Origin of the sequence: Streptomyces sp. NPDC091387 (assembly GCF_044756945.1) — a bacterium.
GTDB lineage: Bacteria > Actinomycetota > Actinomycetes > Streptomycetales > Streptomycetaceae > Streptomyces.
On record NZ_JBIVTZ010000016.1, the window covers coordinates 79,633 to 99,119 of the forward strand.

The 19,487-nt window shown below is 68.6% G+C and carries 19 protein-coding genes; 7 read left to right on the top strand and 12 right to left on the bottom strand.

The genetic code is table 11. From position 1 onward, the window contains the following. Positions 1-23: 23 nt before the first annotated feature. Complete coding sequence (locus tag ACIQM0_RS29810; RefSeq protein WP_401292697.1) at positions 24-857, bottom strand: PIG-L family deacetylase; 834 nt, start codon at positions 855-857, stop codon at positions 24-26. A gap of 321 nt (positions 858-1,178) precedes the next feature. Next, positions 1,179-2,018 carry an SDR family oxidoreductase gene (locus tag ACIQM0_RS29815; RefSeq protein WP_401292474.1) on the bottom strand — a complete coding sequence of 280 codons (840 nt, stop codon included), beginning with the start codon at positions 2,016-2,018 and terminating at the stop codon, positions 1,179-1,181. A gap of 92 nt (positions 2,019-2,110) precedes the next feature. Between ACIQM0_RS29815 and ACIQM0_RS29820 the strand changes: the two genes are divergently transcribed. After that, positions 2,111-2,524, top strand: a complete 414-nt coding sequence (locus ACIQM0_RS29820; RefSeq protein WP_401292476.1) for a winged helix-turn-helix transcriptional regulator — start codon at positions 2,111-2,113, stop codon at positions 2,522-2,524. 48 nt (positions 2,525-2,572) lie between these two features. Here ACIQM0_RS29820 and ACIQM0_RS29825 read toward each other — a convergent pair whose 3' ends face one another. From ACIQM0_RS29825 to ACIQM0_RS29835, 3 genes are all read right to left on the bottom strand, one after another. Then, on the bottom strand, positions 2,573-2,746 hold the full coding sequence (locus tag ACIQM0_RS29825; RefSeq protein ID WP_401292479.1) for a helix-turn-helix domain-containing protein: 174 nt from the start codon (positions 2,744-2,746) through the stop codon (positions 2,573-2,575). 145 nt (positions 2,747-2,891) lie between these two features. Next, on the bottom strand, positions 2,892-3,770 hold the full coding sequence (locus ACIQM0_RS29830) for a phosphotransferase (protein ID WP_401292482.1): 879 nt from the start codon (positions 3,768-3,770) through the stop codon (positions 2,892-2,894). A gap of 132 nt (positions 3,771-3,902) precedes the next feature. Then, the gene (locus ACIQM0_RS29835) at positions 3,903-4,787 is read right to left on the bottom strand and encodes a LysR family transcriptional regulator (protein WP_401292485.1); all 885 of its coding nucleotides are present in this window, start codon (positions 4,785-4,787) and stop codon (positions 3,903-3,905) included. A 271-nt stretch (positions 4,788-5,058) separates the two neighbouring features. On the opposite strand from ACIQM0_RS29835, the gene ACIQM0_RS29840 reads away from it, so the two are divergent. Together ACIQM0_RS29840 and ACIQM0_RS29845 are read left to right on the top strand one after the other, a co-directional pair. Further along, entirely contained in the window at positions 5,059-6,192 is a 1,134-nt protein-coding gene (locus ACIQM0_RS29840; RefSeq protein WP_401292700.1) for a M20 family metallopeptidase, read from the top strand. Positions 6,193-6,219: 27 nt separating this feature from the next. After that, positions 6,220-6,714, top strand: coding sequence for a hypothetical protein (locus ACIQM0_RS29845; protein WP_401292488.1), 495 nt, complete (start codon positions 6,220-6,222; stop codon positions 6,712-6,714). An 87-nt stretch (positions 6,715-6,801) separates the two neighbouring features. Here ACIQM0_RS29845 and dnaB read toward each other — a convergent pair whose 3' ends face one another. Beyond that, complete coding sequence (gene dnaB / locus ACIQM0_RS29850; RefSeq protein WP_123524846.1) at positions 6,802-8,280, bottom strand: replicative DNA helicase; 1,479 nt, start codon at positions 8,278-8,280, stop codon at positions 6,802-6,804. A gap of 460 nt (positions 8,281-8,740) precedes the next feature. Between dnaB and ACIQM0_RS29855 the strand changes: the two genes are divergently transcribed. Next, a complete protein-coding gene (locus tag ACIQM0_RS29855) occupies positions 8,741-10,078 on the top strand; it encodes an MATE family efflux transporter (RefSeq protein WP_401292491.1) in 1,338 nt (445 codons plus the stop codon). 127 nt (positions 10,079-10,205) lie between these two features. On the opposite strand, the gene rplI is transcribed toward ACIQM0_RS29855, so the two are convergent. The 4 genes from rplI to rpsF all read right to left on the bottom strand — a co-directional run bounded on the left by rplI (position 10,206) and on the right by rpsF (position 11,946). Beyond that, positions 10,206-10,652 carry a 50S ribosomal protein L9 gene (gene rplI / locus ACIQM0_RS29860; RefSeq protein ID WP_073733221.1) on the bottom strand — a complete coding sequence of 149 codons (447 nt, stop codon included), beginning with the start codon at positions 10,650-10,652 and terminating at the stop codon, positions 10,206-10,208. An 18-nt stretch (positions 10,653-10,670) separates the two neighbouring features. Then, on the bottom strand, positions 10,671-10,907 hold the full coding sequence (gene rpsR, locus ACIQM0_RS29865) for a 30S ribosomal protein S18 (RefSeq protein WP_003967857.1): 237 nt from the start codon (positions 10,905-10,907) through the stop codon (positions 10,671-10,673). 44 nt (positions 10,908-10,951) lie between these two features. Continuing rightward, positions 10,952-11,581, bottom strand: coding sequence for a single-stranded DNA-binding protein (locus ACIQM0_RS29870; protein ID WP_363022860.1), 630 nt, complete (start codon positions 11,579-11,581; stop codon positions 10,952-10,954). 74 nt (positions 11,582-11,655) lie between these two features. Beyond that, positions 11,656-11,946 (bottom strand): 30S ribosomal protein S6, encoded by a 291-nt coding sequence (rpsF, locus tag ACIQM0_RS29875; protein WP_018101872.1) that lies wholly within the window; start codon positions 11,944-11,946, stop codon positions 11,656-11,658. A 281-nt stretch (positions 11,947-12,227) separates the two neighbouring features. On the opposite strand from rpsF, the gene ACIQM0_RS29880 reads away from it, so the two are divergent. From ACIQM0_RS29880 to ACIQM0_RS29890, 3 genes are all read left to right on the top strand, one after another. Then, a complete protein-coding gene (locus ACIQM0_RS29880) occupies positions 12,228-12,542 on the top strand; it encodes a hypothetical protein (protein WP_401292496.1) in 315 nt (104 codons plus the stop codon). A 190-nt stretch (positions 12,543-12,732) separates the two neighbouring features. After that, on the top strand, positions 12,733-13,851 hold the full coding sequence (locus ACIQM0_RS29885) for a peptidoglycan bridge formation glycyltransferase FemA/FemB family protein (RefSeq protein WP_328696292.1): 1,119 nt from the start codon (positions 12,733-12,735) through the stop codon (positions 13,849-13,851). A 139-nt stretch (positions 13,852-13,990) separates the two neighbouring features. After that, the gene (locus tag ACIQM0_RS29890) at positions 13,991-15,022 is read left to right on the top strand and encodes an alanine racemase (RefSeq protein WP_363022857.1); all 1,032 of its coding nucleotides are present in this window, start codon (positions 13,991-13,993) and stop codon (positions 15,020-15,022) included. A 56-nt stretch (positions 15,023-15,078) separates the two neighbouring features. Here the strand turns inward: ACIQM0_RS29890 and ACIQM0_RS29895 are convergent, their stop codons facing one another. Beyond that, positions 15,079-16,575 carry a glycosyltransferase family 87 protein gene (locus tag ACIQM0_RS29895; protein ID WP_401292498.1) on the bottom strand — a complete coding sequence of 499 codons (1,497 nt, stop codon included), beginning with the start codon at positions 16,573-16,575 and terminating at the stop codon, positions 15,079-15,081. A gap of 134 nt (positions 16,576-16,709) precedes the next feature. Next, a complete protein-coding gene (locus ACIQM0_RS29900) occupies positions 16,710-19,436 on the bottom strand; it encodes a transglycosylase domain-containing protein (protein WP_401292500.1) in 2,727 nt (908 codons plus the stop codon). Positions 19,437-19,487: the final 51 nt, after the last annotated feature.

Below are 19,487 nucleotides of genomic sequence, written 5' to 3' on the forward strand. Positions count from 1 at the left end.
CGGGCCCCGGCCGGACGGACGGATCAGCGCAGTCCGGCGAAGAGATCGTTCTCGGGTACGGCGGCGCCGGTGGCGTCCTTGACACGTACAAAGGTCTCCAAGCCCATGAACTCGCCGAACCTCTCCTTGCCCATCTTGAGGAAGAAGATGTTCTCGCCCTGACTGGCGTGCGCGGCCAGCGCATCGAACTTCTGGCCGCTGAACGCGGTGGTGTCCACCCACGTGGTGATCTCGTCGTCGGGCAGGCCGATCTCGGCCATCGCGGCGGCCTCGGCGGGATCCGGCTCCGGCATGTCCTCCTGGAACTCGCGCAGGGTCTCCCCGAACTGCTGCATCCTCGACCGGGGCATCGTCGTCCAGTACACCTTCGGTGTCAGCTCGGTCATCTCCAGCGCAGCCATCGTGATGCGGTTGGCCTGGATGTGGTCGGGGTGACCGTAGAAGCCGTTCTCGTCATAGGTGACGACCACATCGGGCCGGTAGTGCCGCATGAGTTCCGCAAGCCGGGCGGCGCCTTCCTCCACCGGGGTCTGCCAGAAGGATCCGGGGGCCTCGTTGCTCGGCCAGCCCATCATCCCGGAGTCGGCATAGTCCAGCATCTCCAGATCGCTGATCTTCAGGACGTCACAGCTCGCCTGCAGTTCTTGACGGCGCATCAAGGCGACGGCCGCCGGATCGTGCCCGGGATCGCCCGGCTTCACACCCCCTTTCCCGTCCCCGCAACCGCCGTCGGTACACGTCACGAGCACCGTGCGGATGCCTTCCGCCGCGTACTGCGCGAGGATTCCTCCGGTTCCGGTGGCCTCGTCGTCGGGGTGGGCGTGCACTGCCATGAGCGTCAACGGCCGGTCGGTCATGAAACAGTCCTCCTGCGAAAAATACGTCTTGGTCCGAGTGCGCTGCGGGCTCACCACGGTCCTTGGGCCCGGATCCTGGTGGGGCGGACGACCCTGTGGTCTCCGCGTCCCCCGCCCGTGCGGCGCCGGTCTCTCGGTCGATGCAACCGTGCGGACCGGACCGCTGTTCCCGGCGGGGCCGCTCTGCCTTGCCGACGTGGGCGGTTCAACGGGACCGTACAAGCCGGCCGGTCCCACGGACCGGCGGGCGGCGGCACACAGGGCAGCCCCGTGCGCCGTAGCCGCACGGGGCTGCCCGGGACGCCTCCGCCGAGGCGTGCCTCAGCGAAAGGCGTCGATGTTCCGGGCGACCCAGTCGTTGAAGGAGCTCGGGGCGCGGCCGAGGACCCGTTCCACGTCCGGGCTGATCCGCAGTTCGGCCGGGTTCGGAGCGGAGATGATGTCCAGAGTGTCGTCGGCGAGCTCCGGCGGCACGAACTGGGTCATCGCGGCCTTGGCCTCCTCGCGGGTGAGTTCGTGGAACCGCACCGGCGAGCCGAGAGCGGCGGCGATGGACTCCGCCTGCTGACGCGGCGTGATCACCTCGGGCCCGGTCAGCTCGAAGACTCCCCCGGTGTGCCGGTCGTCCAGCAGGCAGGCCGCCGCGGTCTCGGCGATGTCCACCGGATCGACGACCGGAACCCCGACACCGCCGAAAGGTGCGGCGACCACCCCTTGCGTGCGGACGGACTCCGCCCAGGCCAGAGCGTTCGAGGCGAAACCGCCCGGTCGCAGGACGGCCCAGTCCAGGCCGGACTCTCTCAACGCGTCCTCCACCGCGCGCACCGCGATCCGCGACGGGCCGAGCGGCCTGGTCGCCACGCCCTGCGAGGACAGCAGGACGACCCGGCGGACGCCACTGGCCGCGGCCAGGTCGATGATGTCGGTCGGCCTGGCTCCGGGTGCGTGCAGGTCGCCGGAGAGCAGGAGGAACAGCGCCTTCGCCCCGTCAAACGCCGAGGTGAGGCCGCCCGGTTCGGTGAGGTCGGCCACCACATGCCGGACTCCGTCCGGCACCGCCGCCGCATGACGTGACACCGCTGTCACCTGCTCGCCCGCCTCGGCCAGGGCCTGCGTCAAAGGCCGGCCCACGTTCCCGGTAGCCCCGGTCACCACGATCATGTTCAGCTCCTCGTCCGTTGTGCACTGTGGCAATGGACGCTAGGAGCCGGGCTTACTTTTCGTAAGAACATACCCAGAGGTAAGCTCCGAACATGAGGGAAGGCGCGCAGCTGACACCGGTCGGGACCAGCAATCGGTATGAGGTGTTTCACACCGACTGCCCTGCGCGCGGCGTGGTCGACCACGTCACCAGCAGGTGGGGTATCTGGGTGCTGATCTCCCTGCGGAGCAACGATCTTCGGTTCTACGAACTGCGCGACAGCATCCAGGGCATCAGCGAGAAGATGCTCGCTCAGACACTGCGCGCACTGGTCCAGGACGGGTTGGTCTGGCGGGAGGTCGAGCCGACGACGCCGCCCCAGGTCACCTACGGGCTGACCGAGTTCGGCCAGGATCTCGGTGAGCCGCTGACGGACCTGTTCGATCGGATCACACAGCAGCTTTCGCCCGGCGGAGTATCCGCCACGGAACAGCCGCCGGTCGTGCCATCGGGCCGGCCCCGCTGAGACCCCGCACGCACGAAGCAAGCCCGCGGGGCGGCTGGAGGCATGGGGTCAGCGCGCTTGCCGGCGCCAGATCGAGGGGCTGACCCCGCGGGCGCGTTTGAGCGCCACGCTGAAGGCGAACGCGTCCTCGTTTCCGACCTCGCGGGCCACCGCCGCGACGGTCGCGTCCGTGTCCCGGAGCAAGTCCGCCCCCAGAACCATCCGCCACCCGGTGAGGTACATGAGCGGCGGCTCGCCGACCGTGCTGGTGAGGCGTGGGGCGTGCGGCGAAGGCCGTGCACGACATCCCGACACCGGCCGCCGGTTCGGCGATATGCCGGGGCGGTCGGTGCCGGGAACCGGAACTCGCAGTCGGGCAGGGGCACCCTCAGCTCGCGCGTTGTTCGGCGAGGTCCAGCCAGTGCTCCACGTCCGCCGGCGTGAAGTGCCTGATGGCCCAGTCGACCATGCGAAGGCTCATGTGAGCCCATGCGGGCCGCAGGATGTCCTCGGGGAGCGAGTCCAGGACGGCGTCGAGATGCCGTGTCACCCTCGGGTCGGCTTCCCCGGCGTGGATACCGAAGCGCAGGGTGACCAGGTCGAATCGCCGGTCGCCGCGGGCGGCACCGTCCCAGTCGATGACGCCGGTGATCGAGCCGTCGGCCGCCAGGATGTTGCCGGGGTGGAAGTCCATGTGAACGGCGTCCTGCCCGGCCATTCGGGCGGGGTGGTCCGCGCCGACAGCGGCGATCCGGTGTTCGAGCGCGGCACTGCGACGGTTGTGCCGGCGCAGAGGATCGTGCAGACAGTAGCCGGGCCCATCGTCACGCAGGTGGAACTCGACCGTTGGAATCTCGGGGCGGTCGGCAAGGCGATCGGCCTGCAACTGGTTGAGTTCGAGGGCCTGGTCCAGGGCACGGTGGTCGAGGCGGTCGATCGCCTTGCCCGGCAGCAGCTCTTGGACCACGACCACCGCGTGGCCGACCTGGGCGACCAGTTCGGTGGCCGGTGCCGGACAGCCGGCCAGCCGGAGCACTTCGGTGACGGCGAGCGGCCCTGCCTCCATGTCCGCCGCCCGGCTCTGCGGTCGCCACTTGAGGACAGAGCGGTGAGCGTCGGGCCAGCGCACAAAAGCCGCACCGACCTGCCCGCCCGGGCAGGGGCCTTCCAGGATCAGGCGGACACCGGTCCGGGCATGAAGGGCTTCGACCGTCCGGGCGGCATCGAGCCGCTCAGCACGCGTCCAGCTCCGCGATGGAGAAGTCACCGGGCCGATTATCGTTTCCCGCCTTGCCGGTCCGACGAAACTGACCGTGGGGCGCCGTCATCCGCTCTGAGCGGCCGTGAGACTGCGCGGCGAGATCTGAGACCCGCACAGGTGCAGGCCCTCGCCGTCGGTTCAAGCGACGGTGTCGTGCAGCAGATCCCTCAGTGTCAGTGCCGCCGGCAGCGGGGCTGCGGGCAGCGCCACATGGACGGTCCGGCGCAGGGCCGGGTCGGTGAGGCGGCACAGGACGAGTTCGTCGGGGACCGCCCGCGCGGCCAGCGAGGGGACCAGTGCCACCCCCAGGCCGGCGGCCGCGTAGCCGAACTTCCCGGTCCATTCCGCGATCCGGATGATCTTCCTGGGGGTGAAGCCCGCCCGTGCGCAGGCATCGGCGAGCATCGTGGGACGGTCGCCGTACGCACTGTGAAGCCATGCCTCGTCCCGCAGTTCACGCAGGTCGACCGTTGGGGCTCCGGCCAGGCGGTGCGCGCGCGGGAGCGCCACGAACAGTTCGTCCTCGCACAGCACGGTCGTCGTGACACCGGCGGCCGACGGCAGACCGGACGGGTAGTCGCTGACGACAGCAAGGTCCAACGCCCCGTCCTGGAGGCGCTCCATCAGCGTGTCGGTCCAGCCCTCGACCGCGATGACCTCGACATCCGGCTTGGCGTGCTGGAGTGCCCGCAGGGCGGTGGGCACGAGCGAGATGTTGGCGGTGGCGAAGGCCCCCGCGTGCAGCAGTCCGCCGTTCCCCGCGTTCAGCACGGCCAGCTCCCGGGCCGCCCGGGATAGCCGGTCGAGCACCTCCACGGCGTGCCGGTGCAGTGTCCGGCCGCGGGGATTGAGCCGTACGCCCCGAGGGAGCCGTTCGAACAGCGGGCCGCCCGCCTGCTGTTCCAGAGCGGCGATCCGCCGGGACACCGCGGACTGGGTGTAATTGAGCCGGACCGCCGCCTTGGTGAACGATCCGGCCTCTGCCACGGCCACGAGCAGCCGAAGTGCGTCGACCTCGAACACGGCCCTCCCCCTTCACGATCCTCCGGGCATCGCCCGTCTTCCCACAACCCATTCTCCAGGTGCATGGGTCCCATGCAATCCAGTCGCTGGTGGAATGCCTTGGCCCGCCCTAACGTCGTTCGCACGGCGGGGCTTCGCAGGGGGAACGGCCCCGCCGCACCAGTGCCCAGGACGTCCGAGGGGGAAATGTGCTGTCACGACGGTTAGCACGACCAGGAGTTGGCGTGGGGCGGGACCGGTGACCCGGGGGACCGCTGTCCTCCTGCCGACGATGCTGGCCGATCTGGCGGAACTCGTGCGCTGCGAGTCCTTCTCGGCCGACCACGCGGCGGTGGCGCGGAGCGCCGAGGTGGTGGGCGCGCTCGGGAGGAGGCTGCTGGGGGCCGAGCCGGAAACGATCGTGATCAACGGCGTGACCCATCTGCGGTGGACGTTCGGCACCCCGCGGGTCTTGCTGATAGGACACCACGACACGGTGTGGCCCATGGGCTCGATCGAGAGCCACCCCTGGTCGGTGGCCGACGGGACAGCCCGCGGCCCCGGGGTCCTGGACATGAAGGCGGGCCTGGTGCAGATGTTCCACGCCCTGGCCTCGCTTCCGTCCCCGGACGGGGTGCGCGTCCTGGTCAACGGCGACGAGGAGGTCGGCTCGACGACCTCCCGGCAACTGATCGAGGAATCCGTGCGAGGGTGCGCGGCCGCCTTCGTTCTGGAACCGTCCGCGGACGACGAGGGTGCGCTCAAGACCGCCCGCAAGGGCACTTCGCGGTACGACGTCGTCGTCCACGGCAGGGCGGCGCACGCGGGTCTGGAACCGCAGAAGGGGATCAACGCCGCGGTCGAGGCCGCGCACCAGGTGCTGTCCATCGCCGGTCTCGGGGCCGCGATGGGTGACGTCGACGGAACCGACTCCGTCCTGGGCTCCGCCAGTGTCACACCCACCCTGCTGTCGGCCGGCAGTGCGCGCAACACGGTGCCCGCGCTGGCTCGGGTGTCGTTGGACGTGCGCGTGCCGACCCAGGCGGCACAGGACCGGATCGACGCCCTCATCCGGGGGCTCACGCCGCGGACGCCCGGCGCCCGGCTGGAGGTGCTGGGCGGCAGCCAGCGACCGCCCATGGAGCCGGGGTCCTCCGCCGGACTGTTCGACCTCGCCTCCCGACTCGCCGCGGAACTGGGCGAGGAACCGCTGCGAGGGATCGCCGTCGGCGGCGCCTCGGACGGCAACTACACCGCGGCTGCGGGCTGTCCGACGCTGGACGGCCTGGGCGCCGTGGGCAGTGGCGCTCACGCGAGCACCGAGTACGTCAACGTCGAGCGGATGGTCCCCCGCACCCGGCTGCTCGCTCAACTCATCACGCGGACACGGCGCCGGCCCGACCGTGACCGGCGGGACTCGGCGTGAACTCTGTTCCGGAGGAGACGATTCATCATGCGACAGGGCATGGACGGGTTCGGCCTCGGCGAGAAGGTCGGTAGCTATCCCGTCGCGGGAGTGGGAGGCGCCCTTGCGCAGATGGCGCGGCGGGTCGGCGTGGCGCTCTACGTCACCCTGATCATCTGCTTGGTAGCCATCAGGCCCCCGGCGGCGTTCACCAAGGGTGCCGTCATGACAGCGGTGGTGCTCGCCCTGTTCGGCCTCATGTCGGCATGGCGTCGTATGTCCGTCAGATTCGGACTCAGGCGGTGCTACGTCTACGAGGACGGCCTGGTCGTCACCAATCTGTTCGGCGGCGTGCAGGACGCGGTGGCCTGGAGCGAGGTGACCGCGCTGAACGGGTACAGCGGCGCGTCGGTCTTCATGACCCTCCACCGGTTCGAGATCGCACGGCGCGGCCTCAGGCCCCTGGTGTTATTGGCGCTGGGCCTGAAGCCCCCCGTGGTGGACGCCCTGCTGAGCAGGCTGGCCAAGAACGGTATCCGCTGAGAACGGCACGTGACGACCGAGTCGATGCCGTGGCGGACCCGTCAACGAGAAGGGGACAGTGGAGAAGCGAGCCCGCACAGGCTCCGATCAGGTCTGTGCCATGTCCACGAAGCGCGAGTAGTGCCCCTGGAAGGCGACGGTGATCGTCGCCGTCGGACCGTTACGGTGCTTGGCCACGATCAGGTCCGCCTCGCCCGCCCGCGGTGACTCCTTCTCGTAGGCGTCCTCACGGTGCAGCAGGATGACCATGTCGGCGTCCTGCTCGATGGAACCGGACTCTCGGAGGTCGGAGACCATCGGCTTCTTGTCCGTCCGCTGCTCGGGACCACGGTTCAGCTGGGAGAGCGCGATGACCGGCAGTTGCAGTTCCTTGGCCAGCAGCTTGAGGTTTCGGGACATGTCCGAGACCTCCTGCTGACGGCTCTCGGCACGCTTCGAGCCACCGGACTGCATCAGCTGCAGATAGTCGATGACCACCAGCTTGAGATCGTTGCGCTGCTTCAGGCGACGGCACTTCGCCCGGATCTCCATCATGGAGAGGTTCGGGGAGTCGTCGATGTAGAGGGGGGCGGCGGAGACATCCGGCATCCGTCGCGCCAGCCGCGTCCAGTCCTCGTCGGTCATGGTGCCGGAGCGCATGTGGTGGAGCGCCACCCGCGCCTCGGCGGACAGCAGGCGCATCGCGATCTCGTTCCGCCCCATTTCCAGGGAGAAGATCACGCTGGGCAGGTTGCTCTTGATCGAACAGGCCCGAGCGAAGTCCAGGGCGAGCGTGGACTTACCCATGGCGGGACGGGCCGCGATGACGACCATCTGGCCCGGGTGGAGGCCGTTGGTCAGGGCGTCGAGGTCGGTGAAGCCGGTCGGCACACCGGTCATCTCGCCGCTGCGGGAACCGATCGCCTCGATCTCGTCGAGCGCGCCCTCCATGATGTCGCCGAGGGGCAGGTAGTCCTCACTGGTCCGCTGCTCGGTGACGGCGTAGATCTCGGCCTGTGCGGAGTTGACGATGTCATCGACATCGCCGTCGGCCGCGTATCCCATCTGCGTGATCTTCGTGCCGGCCTCGACGAGACGCCGGAGCACCGCACGCTCATGAACGATCTCCGCGTAGTACGAAGCGTTGGCCGCGGTCGGCACCGACTGGACCAGGGTGTGCAGATACGGGGCGCCGCCCACCTTGGTGATCTCGCCACGCTTGACGAGTTCGGCCGCCACCGTGATCGGGTCGGCCGGCTCGCCCTTGGCGTAGAGGTCGAGGATCGCCTGAAAGACGGTCTCGTGGGCGGGGCGGTAGAAATCGTGGCCCTTGATGATCTCCACGACGTCGGCGATGGCGTCCTTGGACAGGAGCATGCCACCGAGGACGGACTGTTCCGCGTCGAGGTCCTGGGGCGGCACCCGCTCGAATCCCGGGGAGCCGCCCTCCCAGCCGTTGCTCTCGCGGCCGCGGTCGTGCTGCTCGCCGCGGTCCCGGCCCTCGCCCCGGCGCTGGCGGGAAACAGGCAGCCGGTCACTGGGACCGGTGTCGGCCCAGGGGTCGTCCAAAGGCTCGGGAATACTCATCCGGCCACCTCCTCCCGTCCGCTCCGCGGACCTAGCCGTGCCACTCTTTCTTACGGCACGGCACCGACAAACAAGACGCCCGACTCCGGTTGCGGTGTGTCGGGTTCTGCCGGGTTTCCAGGGCCGAAACGGGGTGGGGGCGCCGCACCACGGTAGGCCTCCCGGCACCGTCAGCCAATCTGGTTATCCACAGGGCATGTGGACGACGGACCAGATGCTGTGGAGAACCACGCAGAACCTGTGCACGGACCGGGGGACAGCACTGTGGACAAACTCATAGCGCCCCCGCCATCACGCTTCTGACCTGCACGTTCCCCATCCACCGGCTGTGGGGGAGAAAAAGTTTCCGAGTCGGTGCAAGATCACGGCAACCCACACGCAGGAGAACACCGAACCCCAACAAATGTAAGGATCAGTAAGGGATTGCATCTGTTACCTGTGGAAGATTAGATTGGCCCTCATGACCCAGGCACCGGCGAGCCCGCCACCCAGTCGCCGTCGGCATGACCGCGAGATCATCGCACTCGCCGTTCCCGCCTTCGGCGCACTCGTGGCCGAGCCTCTTTTCGTCATGGTCGACAGCGCCATCGTCGGCCATCTCGGGACCCCGCAACTGGCCGGCCTGGCCGTTGCCGCGGCCCTCCTGACGACCGCCGTGAGCATCTTCGTCTTTCTGGCCTACGCCACCACGGCAGCGGTGGCCCGACGGGTCGGCGCCGGCGACCTGACCTCTGCGATCCGTCAGGGCATGGACGGTATCTGGCTGGCCATACTGCTCGGCCTCGCGGTCATCGCCCTGACGCTCCCCCTGGCCCCCTGGCTCGTCGAGGTCTTCGGCGCCTCCCACACCGCGGCCCCCTACGCCACCACCTATCTGCGGATCTCCAGCCTCGGCATCCCCGCCATGCTCGTCGTGATGGCCGCGACCGGCGTGCTCCGGGGCCTGCAGAACACCCGCACCCCGCTCTATGTCGCCATCGGCGGCTTCGCCGCCAACGGAGCCCTCAACGCGGGCCTCGTCTACGGCGCCGGGCTCGGCATCGCCGGATCGGCCTGGGGCACGGTGATCGCCCAGGTCGCGATGGCGGTCGCCTATCTCGTCGTGGTGGTCCGCGGCGCCCGGCGGCACGGCGCCTCACTACGCCCCGACGCCGCGGGCATCAGGGCCAGCGCCCAGGCAGGCGTGCCCCTGCTCGTCCGTACGCTGTCGCTCCGTGCCGTCCTGCTGATCGCCACCGCCGTCGCGGCCCGGCTGGGGGACACCGACCTGGCGGCACACCAGATCATTCTCTCGCTCTGGAGCCTGATGGCCTTCGCGCTGGACGCCATCGCCATCGCCGGGCAGGCCATCATCGGCCGGTACCTGGGGGCCGATGACGTAAAGGGGGCGCGTGAGGCCTGCCGCCGCATGGTGCAGTGGGGTGTCGCCTCCGGTGTGCTGTTCGGAGTACTGATCGTTCTCGCCCGTCCCCTGTTCGTGCCGTTGTTCACCAGCGACCAGTCCGTCCAGGACACCCTCTTCCCGGCCCTGCTGGTGGTTGCCCTGACCCAGCCGATCTCCGGGGTCGTCTTCGTTCTGGACGGTGTACTGATGGGCGCCGGGGACGGTCCGTACCTGGCCTGGGCCATGCTCGTCACCCTGGCCGTCTTCGCCCCGGTGGCCCTGCTCGTTCCCCACCTCGGTGGCGGGCTGACGGTGCTGTGGTGCGCGATGGCCCTGATGATGCTCGTTCGCATGGCGACGCTCTGGCTCCGGACCCGCTCGGGCAAGTGGCTGGTCACCGGAGCCGCTCACTGAGCCGCCGGCTCGCTGCCTGTTTCACGTGAAACAGGCAGCGAGCCGGCATGCACCCGAAGCCGGAAACGGCGAAGGGCCGCACCCCAAGAGGTGCGGCCCTTCACTGTTCTGCTGAGTTGCGGCCTGGTCAGGCAGCAACTACCTCGACGCCGAGCTTCGCAGCGACCTCGGGGTGCAGACGGACGGACACCTGGTGTCCGCCGAGCGTCTTGATCGGCGAGCCGAGCTCGACGCGACGCTTGTCGACGTCCGGACCACCGGCAGCCTTGATCGCCGAGGCGATGTCGGCCGGGGTGACGGAGCCGAAGAGACGGCCGGCGTCGCCGGAGCGAACAGCCAGACGGACCTTCACGGCCTCGAGCTTGGACTTGATCTCGTTGGCCTGCTCGATCGTGGCGATCTCGTGGATCTTGCGGGCGCGGCGGATCTGCGCCACGTCCTTCTCGCCACCCTTGGTCCAGCGAATGGCGAAGCCACGCGGAACCAGGTAGTTACGGGCGTACCCGTCCTTGACGTCAACGACGTCGCCAGCAGCACCGAGGCCGGAGACCTCGTGGGTGAGGATGATCTTCATGATTCGGTCACCCTTCCCTTATCGCGCGGTGGACGTGTAGGGCAGCAGCGCCATCTCACGGCTGTTCTTGACAGCCGTGGCGACGTCACGCTGATGCTGCGTGCAGTTGCCGGTGACGCGGCGGGCACGGATCTTGCCGCGGTCGGAAATGAACTTCCGCAGCATGTTCGTGTCCTTGTAGTCCACGTACTGGGTCTTGTCCTTGCAGAACGCGCAGACCTTCTTCTTAGGCTTGCGCACAGGCGGCTTCGCCATGGTGTTTCTCCTGTGTGATCAAGAAGTGGGGGTACGAGCTGCCCTTAGAAGGGCGGCTCGTCCGAGTAGCCGCCGCCAGATGCACCAGAGCCACTGGAACCGCCGGAGCTTCCGCCCCAGCCGCCTCCGCCGCTCTGCTGGCCCCCGCCCTGCTGGCCGCCGGCCGGCGCGCTCGTGGCCCACGGGTCGTCGGCGGGAGCACCGCCACCGCCCTGCTGGCCACCAGCACCGGGACCGCCGCCCCAGTTACCGCCACCCTGCTGACCGCCGCCGTATCCACCCTGGCCCTGGCCGCCCTGGCCACCACGACCGGTGGTCTTGGTGACCTTGGCGGTGGCGTTCTTGAGACTGGGGCCGACTTCCTCGACGTCCAGCTCGTAGACCGTGCGCTTGACGCCCTCGCGGTCTTCGTACGACCGCTGCTTCAGCCGGCCCTGCACGACAACGCGCATGCCTCGCGTGAGCGACTCGGCGACGTTCTCCGCCGCCTGACGCCAGACCGAGCAGGTGAGGAACAGGCCTTCGCCGTCCTTCCACTCATTGGTCTGCCGGTCGAAGATGCGGGGAGTGGACGCGACGCGGAACTTCGCGACCGCCGCACCGGACGGGGTGAAGCGCAGCTCGGGGTCGTCGACGAGATTGCCGACGACCGTGATGACGGTCTCGCCTGCCATGGGTGAACCTCTCGGCGGGGATTGCTTCTGGCTGCTTGCTGCTACTCGAACCCGATGACCACTGAGCTAGAAGCTCAGTGGATCTCGGGACGGAGGACCTTGGTCCGGAGGACCGACTCGTTCAGGTTCATCTGGCGGTCGAGCTCCTTGACGACCGCAGGCTCGGCCTGCAGGTCGATGACCGAGTAGATGCCCTCGGGCTTCTTCTTGATCTCGTAAGCGAGACGACGACGGCCCCAGGTGTCGACCTTCTCAACCTTTCCTTCGCCCTCACGGACGACGGAGAGGAAGTTCTCGATCAGCGGGGAGACTGCTCGCTCCTCGAGATCGGGGTCGAGGATGACCATCACCTCGTAGTGACGCATGTGGAACCCACCTCCTTTGGACTCAGCGGCCACGGTCGTTCCGTGGCAGGAGGGTCGTGATGCGTAAGCAACAGTGTCTCCGAGTAAAACAGCCGCCACTGACAACGCCCTCCTTCGAGAAGGGGCTGATCTGGGGTGGCCCCGGGCAGACACCGGTGCAGACCGTACAGAGTACCTGCAGAGAGGCTTCCGGTTGAAATCCTGTGGTCAGGAGACGCAATCTGTACACATCGGGTGTGAGCGGCGCCACGACGCGCCGCCTTTCGGCCAGGAGGTACTCCATGGCACGCACAGCACGATCCCATCCCCCCGTCTCCCTCTTCGCCACGGACGGCAGGGCCCATCCGCTCCAGGACGCCCTGGTGCTGGTGACGCTCGCTCTCGGCGTCCTCGCGTTCGTGACGGCGATGTTCGACAACCTGCATCTGATCAGCTCGTGGGCCGGGCTCGTCGGGATTCTCACAGGTGCCTACGGGCAGTACATCTCCGTGACGACGCGGGAGAGGTTCCCGCTGATCCTCGGCATCGGAGCCTCCGCCATCGGGTTCTTCCTCGGCATGGCCCACGGCGGTCTCTTCGGCGGCGTGGTGGGCTGAGCGGGCCGGAACCAGCGGTCCCGGCACGGGCTCGGGACGGCGTCGCAGCCCGGCGCCGTCCCCTGCCCCACCCGCCGGAACCGTCCGGGCACGACAGGGCCAGACCGAGCGCTTCCCGGTCACAGTAGGCTTCGGCGCGAGAGCCGGAGCCCCTGACCGATGGGGACACACCTGCCGAGGAGCGCCCCGCATGAGCCTGACCCTGAGGACCATCAGCCGTGAGCAGCATCTGGCGTACATCCAGAGTCTGCCCGCGGCGAGTCACATGCAGGTCCCGGCATGGGCGGATGTGAAGGCCGAGTGGCGCTCGGAGAGCCTGGGCTGGTTCGACAAGAGCGGCGAGCTCGTCGGCGCCGGCCTGGTGCTCTACCGGCAGCTGCCGAAGATCAAGCGGTACCTCGCTTATCTGCCCGAGGGACCGGTCATCAACTGGTACGCCCCGAACCTGGCCGACTGGCTGCAGCCGATGCTGACGCATCTCAAGCAGCAGGGCGCCTTCTCGGTGAAGATGGGCCCGCCGGTCGTCATCCGCCGCTGGGACGCCCACGCGATCAAGGCCGGTATCCAGGACCCCGACGTGAAGCGCCTGCGCGACGTCGAGGCCACCCATATCGAGCCCCGCGCCTTCGAAGTAGCGGACCGGCTGCGGAAGATGGGGTGGCAGCAGGGCGAGGACGGCGGCGCCGGCTTCGGTGACGTACAGCCCCGCTACATCTTCCAGGTGCCGCTGGCGAACCGCTCGCTCGAAGACGTCCACAAGGGCTTCAACCAGCTGTGGCGACGCAACATCAAGAAGGCCGAGAAGGCCGGTGTCGAGGTCGTCCAGGGCAGCTACGCCGAGCTCGCCGAGTGGCAGCGGCTGTACGAGATCACGGCCGAGCGCGATCACTTCCGACCGCGCCCGCTCGGCTACTTCCAGCGCATGTGGACGGCCCTCAACAACGAGGACCCCAACCGTATGCGGCTCTACTTCGCCCGCCACGAGGGCGAGAACGTCGCGGCCGCGACCATGCTGATCGTCGGCGGTCACGTCTGGTACTCCTACGGCGCCTCGGCCAACCACAAGCGCGAGGTCCGGCCCTCGAACGCGATGCAGTGGCGGATGCTCCGTGACTCGTACGCCATGGGCGCCACCGTCTACGACCTGCGCGGCATCTCCGACTCCCTGGACGAGACGGACCACCTCTTCGGCCTGATCCAGTTCAAGGTGGGTACTGGAGGTCAGGCGGCGGAGTACCTCGGTGAGTGGGACTTCCCGCTCAACAAGCTGCTGCACAAGGCGCTCGACATCTACATGTCCCGCCGCTGATCCGTGACAGAAGGATCCGTGACAGAAGGATCCGCGGCACAAGGCTGACGAAACCGGCTTCATTCGTTTCAATGGGTTCTTCAAGAAGCCCCTCATACCCCTGATACACCGCAGCCACCAGAAAGGTTCCGGACCGGCCATGGCGCTCTCCCTGTACGTCGACACCGCGCGCTGGCGGGCGCACCAGAAATCCGTGCTCGATCAGTTCCCCGGCCTCGTACCGGTCTGCAAGGGCAACGGGTACGGCTTCGGCCACGAACGGCTGGCCGACGAGGCGATCCGCTTCGGTTCCGACACGCTCGCGGTCGGCACCACCTACGAGGCCGCCCGGATCAAGGACTGGTTCAGCGGCGATCTGCTGGTGCTCACGCCGTTCCGGCGGGGCGAGGAGCCGGTGCCGCTGCCCGACCGGGTCATCCGTTCCGTGTCGTCCGTGGACGGGGTGCACGCCCTGGTGGGCGCCCGCGTCGTCATCGAGTGCATGAGCTCGATGAGGCGGCACGGCGTCAAGGAGGACGAGCTCGGGCAGCTGCACGCGGCCATCGAGGACGTACGGCTCGAAGGCTTCGCCCTGCACCTGCCGCTGGACCGCACCGACGGCTCGGACGCCGTCGAGGAGGTCATCGCCTGGATGGACCGTCTGCGGGCGGCCCGGCTGCCGCTGCACACGATGTTCGTCAGCCACCTCCGGGCCGAGGAGCTGGGCCGGCTCCAGCAGCAGTTCCCGCAGACCCGCTTCCGTGCCCGCATCGGGACCCGGCTCTGGCTCGGCGATCACGAGGCGACGGAGTACCGGGGTGCGGTGCTCGACGTCACGCGCGTCGTCAAGGGCGACCGGTTCGGCTACCGGCAGCAGAAGGCCGCCTCCGACGGCTGGCTGGTGGTCGTCGCGGGCGGTACGTCGCACGGGGTGGGCCTAGAGGCCCCGAAGGCGCTGCACGGCGTGATGCCGCGTGCCAAGGGGGTCGCCCGTGCGGGCCTGGCCACCGTCAACCGCAATCTGTCGCCGTTCGTCTGGGCCGGCAAGCAGCGCTGGTTCGCCGAGCCGCCGCACATGCAGGTGTCGATCCTGTTCGTGCCCTCGGACGCGGAGGAGCCGAGGGTCGGCGACGAGCTGGTGGCCCACCTGCGCCACACCACCACGCAGTTCGACCGCCTCGTCGACCGCTGAGGCGCTGCGGGGCCGCCGCTGTGCCGGCGGCCCCGCAGCCTCACCCGTCGCGCCGCTCAGTCCGCGGCCGGCGTGCTCCCGGTGCCCCACTCCACGCGCGGCCCCTCGACCGTGAACGTGGCATGGCGCGGCGGATGCGCGGCCGCATGGCCCAGCACGAAGACGTCCCGCGCCCCGTCGAGCACCCCGCCCGACGGATCGTCCGATCCGTCGCGCCGCACGACGTCCCGCTCCGGCATCAGAATGTCGCGCACGACCACGGCGCAGAGGTACAGCGTGCCCAGCAGATGCAGGGCGATGGCCAGCTGGTAGCCCTCCGTCGGCAGCCCCTGGTGCTTGTCGCCGCTCGTCGTGTAGGCGAGGTACATCCAGATGCCCAGGAAGTACATGACCTCGCACGCCTGCCAGATCAGGAAGTCCCGCCAGCGCGGCCGGGCCAGCGCGGCGAGGGGGATCAGCCACAGCACGTACTGCGGTGAATAGACCTTGTTGACGAGGATGAACACCGCGACGACGAGGAACGCGAGCTGCGCGAACCGCGGCCTGCGCGGCGCCGTCAGCGTCAGCGCGCCGATGGCGGCGCACAGTGCGACCGTCCCCAGGGTCGAGACGGTGTTGACCGTGCTGACGTCGATGGCTTCGCCCGTGCGCTGGGTGATGATCAGCCAGAAGGAGCCGAAGTCGATCGAGCGCTCCTCGCTGAAGGTGTAGAACTTCTTCCACCCCTCGGGCGCGAACGCCATCACCGGCAGGTTGACCACCAGCCAGGAGGCCGCCGCGCCGAGCGTCGCCACCCAGAACGCCCGCCATTTCCCGGCCCGCCAGCACAGCACGAAGGCAGGGCCCAGCAGCAGCACGGGATAGAGCTTGGCGGCCGTGGCAAGCCCGATCAGGATGCCGAACGCCAGCGGGCGGCTCCTGGACCACATGAGCATCGCCGCGGCCGTCAGGGCGACGGCCAGCAGGTCCCAGTTGATCGTGGCGGTGAGGGCGAAGGCGGGCGCGAGCGCCACCAGGAGGCCGTCCCAGGGGCGGCGCCGGTGCGTGCGCGCGACACAGACGGCGATGATCGCGGTGCAGATCATCAGCATGCCCGCGTTGACCAGCCAGTACAGCTGCTCCTGGTGCTGGATCGAACCGCCCGGGGTCAGCCAGGCGGCGATCTGCATGAACACCCCCGTCAGCACGGGGTACTCCAGATACTGCATATCGCCGGGCAGCCGGTCGAAGTAGGGCACCAGACCGTCGGAGAAGCCGCGCCCGGCGTACAGATGCGGAATGTCCGAGTAGCAGGCATGGGTGTACTGGGAGCCGGCGCCCTGGAACCAGGCCCAGTTGTAGCAGGGCAGCTTCTGCACCATGCCGAGCGCGAACATCCCCAGCGCCACCAGCGCGACGGCGCCGACGGGGGTGAGCGCGGTGCTGCCGAGCCGCGACCAGCGGCCCGACCTCCCACCGATCAGCTCACTGCCGGCCGCGGCGACCTCGTCCTCATGCGTGGGCCGTACGACGGACCGTTCCTGATGCACGCTCGTGTCCTCTGCACTTGGCATGCCGCACATCCTGCCGTACCGGACTGTGCGAACGTCGAGGGCCGCCGCACCCTGTGGTGCGACGGCCCTCGACATGACTCCCGGATGGCCTCACCCGGACCGCGGGCCGGGTGAGGAGCACTGCCTGCCGGGCGCTAGCCGGGCGGGCCACCGAAGATGTCGCCGTTGCTGTTGCCCCCGTCACTGGTGGGCGGGCTGGAGCCGCCGGGATCGCCGTTGCCCCCCACCGCCCCGGTCGAGGTGCCGGGCGTGCCGCCGTTGTCCCCGCCGGTCGTGCCGGGATCGGTGCCGCCGTCCCCTCCCTGAGACGTACCGCCGTCGTTCTGGCAGTTCCAGTCCCAGGTACCGCAGGTCTCGGACGGGTCGGGCGACGGCGAGGCCGGAGCACTCGGCGTGGGTGTGTCGGACGGCGACGGGGTCGGGCTCGGAGGGGGCGTGTAGCTCGGCGTCGGCTCGGGGCTGCTCGCGCCGCCCCCGTAGAGCGTCTTGCCGATCGGCTCCGCCTTCGGGAAGTCCACGACCTTCTGGTTCTTCATCGCTTCGGCCATGTAGTCGTGCCAGATCTGGGCCGGGAACGAGGCGCCATGGATCTTCTCCTCACCGCCGGTCCCGTACATCTTCTCGAACTTGCGGTTCTTGTGCTTCTCGTTGTCGTCCAGCCGGTACATGCTGATCGCGGTGGACAACTGCGGGGTGTAGCCCACGAACCAGGCGGAGAGGTTGTCGTCCGTCGTACCCGTCTTGCCCGCCACGTCACGGCCCGGGAGCTGGGCGGGCGTACCCGTGCCCTTCTCGACGACGTTCTTGAGCACGTCGGTCACGTTGTCGGCGACGTCACTGTCGAAGGCGCGCTTGGTGACCGTCTCGTGCTGGTACATCACCCTGCCGGCCTTCTTCACCTGGGTGACCGAGAACGGCTCGCGTTGCTGGCCGCTGGCCGCGAACGTGGCGTACGCGCCGGCCATCCGGATCACGCTCGGCGAGGACGTGCCGATGGAGAACGACGGCACGTTCGAGTCCGCCATGTTCCTGTCGTCCTTCAGACCGGCCGCGATGGCCGCCTTCTTCACCTTGTCGGTGCCCACGTCCATGCCCAGTTGGACGTAGGGGGAGTTGGCGGACACCTCCATCGCCTTACGAAGGGTGATGTCGCCCTCGGACTTGTGCCCGTCGTTGGTCTGCAGCCACTCCTTGCCCTCCTTGTTGGTCCAGACCTCGCCGTTGTACTTCTTGATCTTCAGCTTGTCGTCGCCGTTGTAGATGCTCATCGGCGAGACCTTCTCGCGTGCCGAGTCGCTCTGGTCGGCGCTGAGCTCGGGGTCCCGCTTGCCGTACTCCATCGCGGCCGCCAGCACGAAGGGCTTGAACGTCGAACCGACCGCGGCGCCCGTCGGGTCCGCGTTGTTGGTGTAGTGCTGGGTCGCGTCCTTGCCGCCGTAGATCGCCTTGATGGCGCCGGTCGCCGGATCGACCGACCCGCCACCGAACTGGACGTGCTTGTCCTTGTCGGGGCGCTTCTTGGGGTCGATCCTCTCGTCGTAGACCCTCTTGACCGCAGCGTTGAGCTGCTTGACCTTCTTCTTGTCGAAGGTCGTGTGGATCTCGTACCCGCCCAGGCGGAGCATTTCCTCGGTGACGCCCTGGTCGTTGTTGTTGAGGAAGTACGACTTCGCGAGGTCGACCAGGTAGCCGGTCTGGCCGCCCAGCTGGGCTTCCTTCTTCAGTGGATCGGGCATCGGGAACTTCGTGTACTTGAGACGGTCGGCCTTCGTCATCCGGCCGTCCTTCACCTCTTCGTCGAGGATCCACCGCCAACGCTTCTCCGCCCGGTCCCGGTTCTTCTCCGCGGTGGCTTCCTTCGCGTCGATCTCCGGGGCACCGGCCGGGTCGTAGTAGCTGGCGCCCTTGAGCAGGGTCGCCAGGAAGGCGCACTGGCTCGGATTCAGTTTGTTGGCGTCAATGCCGTAGTACGTACGGGCCGCCGCCTGGAGACCTGACGCGCCCCGCCCGTAGTACGAGACGTTGAGGTACCCGGCCATGACCGTCTTCTTGTTCTCTTCCTTGCCGACCTTCAGCGTGATGAAGAGTTCCTCGAACTTGCGGCTCAGGGTCTGTTCCTGGGAGAGCCGTGAGTTCTTCACGTACTGCTGGGTGATCGTCGAGCCACCCTGTGTCTGGCCGCCCTTGGCCATGTTCCAGACCGCTCGGGCGATACCCATCGGGTCGATGCCCTTGTCGTGGTCGAACGACTTGTTCTCCGCCGAGATGACCGCGTTGCGCATCGCCTCGGGGATCTGCTCGTAGGCAATGACCTGACGGTTGGCCTGACCACCGGTGGCGACCATCTGTGAGTTGTCGGACCAGTAGTAGACGTTGTTCTCCGCCTTCGCGGCCGCGTTCACCTCGGGCTTGGCGACCATCGCGTACGCGAGGCCGGCGAGGCCCATCAGCAGGCCGAGGAAGCCGATGCAGAGGCTGGAGACCAGCTTCCACGAGGGCACCCAGCGCCGCACGCCGTACTTGCCGGCGCGCGGGTAGTCGATGAAGCGCTTCTTGACCGGGCGCTGGTTTCCGCGCCCGCGGCCCCGGCCGGGGCCCTCCGCCCCGTCGTCGCCACCGCCGCGGCGCCGTCCTCCGCCGTCGGAACCACCACGACCGCCGCCGGCGCCGCGCTGTGCGGCTCGTCTCGCGGCGGCACGCCCTCCGTACGGGGCGTCCTCGCCGGACGAACCGGAAGGTGATTCCTCGGTGACGCCGCGTGACGGTGCCGCACGGCGTCCTGAGGACTGCTGGGTGGCTCGTCTGGTCGCGGCGCGCCCGCCACCTTGCGGTTGCGGCGTTTTGCGACGGTGCTCGCTCATCGAACGACTACTCCTCGGGCAGGCGAGAACGCCTGGAAGCGGCAGTTGAGA

Bases quoted from the DNA above. Each gene is read 5' to 3' on its own strand.
- ACIQM0_RS29880 (WP_401292496.1), top strand. From the start codon at position 12,228: ATGGCACGCACAGCACGATCCCATCCCCCCGTCTCCCTCTTCGCCACG.
- rpsR (WP_003967857.1), bottom strand. From the start codon at position 10,907: ATGGCGAAGCCGCCTGTGCGCAAGCCTAAGAAGAAGGTCTGCGCGTTC.
- ACIQM0_RS29840 (WP_401292700.1), top strand. From the start codon at position 5,059: ATGCTGGCCGATCTGGCGGAACTCGTGCGCTGCGAGTCCTTCTCGGCC.
- rpsF (WP_018101872.1), bottom strand. From the start codon at position 11,946: ATGCGTCACTACGAGGTGATGGTCATCCTCGACCCCGATCTCGAGGAG.
- rplI (WP_073733221.1), bottom strand. From the start codon at position 10,652: ATGAAGATCATCCTCACCCACGAGGTCTCCGGCCTCGGTGCTGCTGGC.
- ACIQM0_RS29825 (WP_401292479.1), bottom strand. From the start codon at position 2,746: ATGTACCTCACCGGGTGGCGGATGGTTCTGGGGGCGGACTTGCTCCGG.
- ACIQM0_RS29895 (WP_401292498.1), bottom strand. From the start codon at position 16,575: ATGCCAAGTGCAGAGGACACGAGCGTGCATCAGGAACGGTCCGTCGTA.
- ACIQM0_RS29815 (WP_401292474.1), bottom strand. From the start codon at position 2,018: ATGATCGTGGTGACCGGGGCTACCGGGAACGTGGGCCGGCCTTTGACG.
- ACIQM0_RS29870 (WP_363022860.1), bottom strand. From the start codon at position 11,581: ATGGCAGGCGAGACCGTCATCACGGTCGTCGGCAATCTCGTCGACGAC.
- ACIQM0_RS29900 (WP_401292500.1), bottom strand. From the start codon at position 19,436: ATGAGCGAGCACCGTCGCAAAACGCCGCAACCGCAAGGTGGCGGGCGC.
- dnaB (WP_123524846.1), bottom strand. From the start codon at position 8,280: ATGAGTATTCCCGAGCCTTTGGACGACCCCTGGGCCGACACCGGTCCC.
- ACIQM0_RS29845 (WP_401292488.1), top strand. From the start codon at position 6,220: ATGCGACAGGGCATGGACGGGTTCGGCCTCGGCGAGAAGGTCGGTAGC.
- ACIQM0_RS29820 (WP_401292476.1), top strand. From the start codon at position 2,111: ATGAGGGAAGGCGCGCAGCTGACACCGGTCGGGACCAGCAATCGGTAT.
- ACIQM0_RS29810 (WP_401292697.1), bottom strand. From the start codon at position 857: ATGACCGACCGGCCGTTGACGCTCATGGCAGTGCACGCCCACCCCGAC.
- ACIQM0_RS29855 (WP_401292491.1), top strand. From the start codon at position 8,741: ATGACCCAGGCACCGGCGAGCCCGCCACCCAGTCGCCGTCGGCATGAC.
- ACIQM0_RS29885 (WP_328696292.1), top strand. From the start codon at position 12,733: ATGAGCCTGACCCTGAGGACCATCAGCCGTGAGCAGCATCTGGCGTAC.
- ACIQM0_RS29890 (WP_363022857.1), top strand. From the start codon at position 13,991: ATGGCGCTCTCCCTGTACGTCGACACCGCGCGCTGGCGGGCGCACCAG.